At 37.5% G+C, this 5,465-nt stretch carries 4 protein-coding genes; 2 read left to right on the forward strand and 2 right to left on the reverse strand.

The window, feature by feature from the left end; translation table 11 throughout:
- Positions 1 to 520 (reverse strand): Holliday junction branch migration protein RuvA (gene ruvA, locus RQ763_RS08920; RefSeq protein ID WP_314152465.1); only part of this gene is annotated, 520 nt, incomplete at its 3' end.
- Positions 517 to 2,421 carry a flagellar assembly protein A gene (locus RQ763_RS08925; protein WP_314152466.1) on the reverse strand — a complete coding sequence of 635 codons (1,905 nt, stop codon included), beginning with the start codon at positions 2,419 to 2,421 and terminating at the stop codon, positions 517 to 519. The genes ruvA and RQ763_RS08925, both read right to left, overlap by 4 nt.
- Before the next feature lie 105 nt (positions 2,422 to 2,526).
- Between RQ763_RS08925 and murJ the strand changes: the two genes are divergently transcribed.
- On the forward strand, positions 2,527 to 3,933 hold the full coding sequence (murJ, locus tag RQ763_RS08930; RefSeq protein WP_314152468.1) for a murein biosynthesis integral membrane protein MurJ: 1,407 nt from the start codon (positions 2,527 to 2,529) through the stop codon (positions 3,931 to 3,933).
- A gap of 145 nt (positions 3,934 to 4,078) precedes the next feature.
- The gene (locus RQ763_RS08935; RefSeq protein WP_314152469.1) at positions 4,079 to 4,948 is read left to right on the forward strand and encodes a nucleotide-binding protein; all 870 of its coding nucleotides are present in this window, start codon (positions 4,079 to 4,081) and stop codon (positions 4,946 to 4,948) included.
- The last annotated feature ends 517 nt before the right edge of the window (positions 4,949 to 5,465 follow it).

A 5,465-nucleotide genomic window follows, 5' to 3' on the forward strand; every position in this document is an offset into this window, starting at 1 on the left:
CACCGCTTAGGTCGCACCTGCTAAGCGCGTTCGATATTTTATCTTTTTTAAACCCCAACGACTCCAAAGCTTCGCTTGCCTGATTAAAAGAGCTGTTTGGCTCTTGGCTTTGCGATGAAGTAAGCTGTGCATCAAAGCCGCTAAGTTCAACCAAAATGCGCCCTGCACTCTTAGGACCAATGCCCGGAACCTTTTTTACGCCGTTCATGTCTTTGTTGTTTATAATAACGGCGAACTGCGATGGAGTATAGGTTGAACATATAGCCATCGCAACCTTTGGACCTACACCGTTAATTTTTACAAGTCTCTCAAATAGTTTCTTCTCACTTAGTTCAAAAAAGCCGTAGAGAAGTTGAGCATCTTCCCTTATTATGTGTGAAGTAAAAAGTTTTACCTCATCGCTTCTTATAGCGGAAAAACTCTGCAGAGATATAAACACCTCGTAAACTACTCCAGCCACGTCAACATGGACAAACGACGGCTCTTTATAGACAATATCTCCTCTTAATCCAACTATCACTCTTTCACCGCCTGTATCTCAAATACTCCCTCATCCGTCTCTACAACCGCAAATACCTTCTCCATAGAGCCTTCTTGTGGTTTATAACTAAGCTCTATAGGGGGTTCTACAAGTTTAAAGATTAGCTCGTTGTGCCCGACCCATCTATCTCTGTTTATAATTCTTGCATCTGTTATACTGTCTTGAAAAGAGGCTGTTTTTGTCGTCAAAAGAAGAAGTTTGTCATTTTTTACCTTATACTCATTGATAATATTCTCAAGATGCTCCTGCGCTTTGTGAAACTGCTTATATTTTGCCAAGAATGCTGCAGGCATTTTTATTCCGTTTTTCTTATAGTGCATCAATCTTTTTTTAACGTCGTTAAATGAGGCAGTGTTGTCTTTAACAAGTTTTTGATACTTCTCAACCTCTTTTTTTATCTCTTCTACACTTGTTCTAAACTGGTTAATCTCATCCTGATTTTCACCAAATCCCTCTTTTTTATCTTTTTGTAAAAGAGGGTCAATAGTAAAGACGTTTTCGCTGCCTTGAAGCTTTTTGATTTCAATATATTTTGATGCCGTAGCTTTTACATAAGAGGTACATATACCGATATCAATATCTCTTGCCCTTATATCTCCGCCCATAGCCTGAACAATCTCTACTTTTTTGCCTTCGACTATGCCGTGTTCAAGCCTTGTTATTTTAATATTACTGCCAATAGCGGTGCCTTTATGCACATTTATGGTCAAATCATCTGCTTTAATATGTGATGATTTATGAGTCTGCCCCTCTATTGTCGCTCTATTTGCCGTTACTTTTGCGTTTGGACCTACGTTTCCTTTTATGTCAATCTCGCTGACCTCAACCTCCATACCGTTTCCGATGGCATCTTTTTGTGAGTCATTCTCTTTCACGCTCAGACAAACATCAGAATCAAGCCCTGTAGAGATAGAACCGGTTGTTTTAAAGCTTATCTCTCCTACATCCATCTCTGATTTTATTTTGTATGTATTTCCATCAAGGCTGATATAGCCGCTGGCTTTTGCTTTATAGATTATATTCTCTTTATTATCTACTATCTCTATTGTGTCATCAACATCAAAATTAGGTGCATAGTTCACCTCAGGTTCAGGCGGTTCTAAAAACTCTCCACGGCAATTTCTACCGGCTTTACCTTTTTTTGGTTTTATATACTCCATCAAAATATCGCCGTCTAAAACACTATGTATAAATCCTCTTTTTGAGTAATCCACACGATCATCGCTGCCTGTTTCAACCTCTTTATCATAGTGCGTTATAAGCTGGTCACTTATAGTAGGGGTGGGCTCATACGCATCGGCTATGAGTATGGTCTGATTTTTATCATACTTTATAATTCCATCAACTTTAGCAAGTGCCGATACTCTTGAGACGACATCCTTTACCATCTCATCGAAAATATTGACCAATATACCGGCTCTGATTTTACTCTTGTTTATATAGTTTAAAAATTCATCTTCAAATCTTGGGCTCGTAAGTACCTGCGAACCCGCTTTTATACTCAAATATATTTTGCACTTTGTTGCATTTGCCCCGACTGCTGCGTGGAAATCTTTAAATATGCTGTTCTCTTCTTTTGAATATATCTCAACCTCATATGCCTGCTTTATCTCAAAAAGAGGATTTAGTATCTCTCTTGCATCATCTAGTTTATGCAGCTCTTCAACGCTTATCTCTTCCCAGTCCGATTCCATCTTCTCTTTGTTTGTTCTAACAAAAGTCTCTACTTCCAAGATGTCAAAATCCAAGCTTCCGGGACTTACCCCGTTTCTTTTTGCCAACTCTATAATCTCTTTGGCAACGTTTTGTGTTTTTATAACGGTGGGTCGGATTGTTTTTGGTAATTGTTCTGTTTTGCTGCTTGAACCAAATAGTGCCATATTGTTTATCTACCCAAATTATTATTTTTAAAATTAAACTCTCCATTTTAATCAAATATTTGTTAAACTTTCGTAAAAGTGATACTATATCTCCAAAAGAAGCCCATGTTTAAAGCAATTTTTACCAACAGTTTTGGAATTTTATTCTCAAGAATTTTAGGATTTTTTAGAGACTTAATGACCGCCTCGGCTCTTGGCGCGAACATCTACAGCGACATATTTTTCGTAGCATTTAAGCTCCCAAATCTTTTTCGCCGCATCTTTGCAGAAGGTGCTTTTACACAGGCATTTATTCCCGCTTATGCCCGTTCAAACAATAAATCCGCTTTTTCGGCACACATTTTTTTAATATTTCTCTCTGTCATTATTATTATAACCCTGCTTGTAAATATTGCACCTTCTCTTGCCACACAAGCCATTGCCGTGGGCTTTGATGAAAAAACGGTTGAAATTGCCCAACCCTATGTAGCCATAAACTTCTGGTATCTGCCTCTTATATTTGCCGTAACTTTTCTTAGCGCGATGCTGCAGTACAAACGCCACTTTGCCACAACCGCATTCTCTACCGCACTTCTCAATATATCGCTTATTTTAGCGCTCTATCTCTCTGCAGAAAAAAGCGATGCCGAGATAGTCTACTACCTGAGCTTCGGTGTCGTTATAGGCGGGATACTGCAGCTTATAACGCACATCATAGCTATTCGCCGACTCGGGCTTTTAAAGCCTCTATGCAGCGGTTTTAAACATCTTGGAGCAAAGTCATCCAAAATCAAAGAAGAGAGCAAAAAGTTTAAAAAGCAGTTTTTCCCTGCCATCTGGGGAAACTCCACACCTCAAGTAAGCGCTTTTTTAGACACCTTTTTGGCATCTTTTTTAGCAACAGGCTCCATCAGCTATCTCTATTATGCAAACCGCATATTTCAGCTCCCGCTTGCACTCTTTGCCATTGCTACTTCCATCGCACTTTTTCCAAGTATAGCGCGCTACATAAAAAACAATGATGAAGCAAAAGCAAGACTCTTTATGCAGCGTGCGTTCTGGTTTTTGGCGTTTTTGCTGACTGCCAGCACCATCGGCGGATATATACTCTCGCATGAGATAATCTGGCTGCTCTTTGAGAGAGGCTCTTTTAGCGCACTTGACACATCAAAAAGTGCAGCCGTTCTTGAGATGTACATGATAGGACTCCTCCCGCTAGGTCTGCAAAAGCTCTTTTTGCTCTGGCTCTACGCAAATGAGCAACAGATGAGAGCCGCAAAAATCGCTACCTTCTCGCTTCTGTTCTACATAGTCTTCGCACTCGCACTCATAACCCCGATGGGAGCCGCAGGCCTAGCACTTGCAGGAACTATAGGCGGTTTTGTAGGATTTGTCATGACCATAAAAGCTTTTGGAGTAAAAAACTTTTTAACTATTCTCATAAGTAAAAACGCCATCTACCTTATAGCCGGCTCAATACTGCTCACTATAGTTCTTCTGCTTTTTAAAGATTTTATAGCTGTTTATATTTAAAAACGGTTTTCTCTTAAAAGTCTAAAGGGCTGACAAGATTTTTAAATAATTATCATACATTTGATATGTTAGTTATTTTTATTTTTTTAAGTTAATATCTATATAATGTGTTTGAATAAATAGTTATACACAAAAGGAATATTGAATGAATAAACTGCCAAATGTATTTATTGCATCGTCTACAGAAGGAATTTCGGTTGCGGAAGCTGTAAATATCAAGCTAGAATATGATGCTAAAGTAAAACAATGGGACAATGCTTTTGATTTATCTTCTGTAACTATTAATTCTCTTATAAAACGTGCGAATAACACTGATTATGGGGTTTTTGTTTTTCACAAAGATGACGAGACAACCATAAGAGGTGAAACATATAGTACTGTTCGAGACAATGTTCTTTTCGAGCTTGGTCTATTCATTGGCGCTCTTGGTATTGAAAAGTGTTTCGTTCTTATTCCTAAATCCAAGGAAGGCGAATTTAGGTTGCCAACAGATTTATCAGGTGTAACAATGACATCTTATGATGATGCTTTAGATAACATGGTTGATGCAGTTACTACAAGTTGTGCAAAGATTAAACACGCTATTAAAACTTTAGAATTAGATAAGAAATCACCAAAAATAGAAAATGAATCAGCAATCGTTATTCTTCAAAAGCAATTACTAGATACTCAGTCAAATCTTTGGAGTTTAAGTCACGAAGCTGAACGCAGCAAAGAAGAATCAAGAAAACTTTTGGAGTCGATAAAAAATCACTTCTTCTCTGTAGCTAAGCCCGCTACACCAGCAGAAATTAAAGCCTGGGAAACTGGTGCTAAGGATAGTTACCTAAAAGAAGTAAAGATTAGACAAGGCAACGTATATTTTATTGATAATGATATTGTAATGCCACCACTGCATGGAGCAAGTTCTATGAGTGTGATTGTTGCTGCAGGCGTTAGAGTGTACGGAATAGATAGTTGGAATCATAATTCTATTTATTATATGGATGGCTTTCGGACAGACAGTCGTATATAACAAAACTTTGTAACCAATAAATGTCCTAGCGGTCATTTATTGGCTAAAGTCAACCGTTATGAGTCTATCTTAAGTACTTAGATTATTATTAAGAAAAGGAGTATAAGTTGTCAGGATTTTCAAATTACACACTACATTGTGCTGAATGTGGCAGAGTATTATCCTCTGATGAAATATCTTATTGTAGACGTTGGCTTAATGGAAAATTACTTTGTTTTAGTCATCAACCCCTTAACAAATCGTAGCAACAAAATTACACCCCTAAAATTACACCCCTGAGAATGAATCTCCACTTTTGACTCAGAAAATTACACCCCTGAGAATGAATCTCCACTTTTAACTCAAACTCTTTTTAGCTACCTAAAAAAGAAATAACTTGGCATGTCTAAAGAAACATTTTGCTTATTTTAAACGTTAGACACTACTTGATTTTTTTTCAACTATTGTAGTATAATGTAGATACAAAACCATCCTATAAAGAATAGCTTAAACCAATAGTTATTTTTTATAGACATAG

Source organism: Sulfurimonas sp. (genome assembly GCF_032250635.1).
GTDB lineage: Bacteria > Campylobacterota > Campylobacteria > Campylobacterales > Sulfurimonadaceae > Sulfurimonas.

Excerpts from the sequence above, each read along its gene's own strand:
- RQ763_RS08925 (WP_314152466.1), bottom strand. The coding sequence starts at position 2,421 with ATGGCACTATTTGGTTCAAGCAGCAAAACAGAACAATTACCAAAAACA.
- murJ (WP_314152468.1), top strand. The coding sequence starts at position 2,527 with ATGTTTAAAGCAATTTTTACCAACAGTTTTGGAATTTTATTCTCAAGA.
- RQ763_RS08935 (WP_314152469.1), top strand. The coding sequence starts at position 4,079 with ATGAATAAACTGCCAAATGTATTTATTGCATCGTCTACAGAAGGAATT.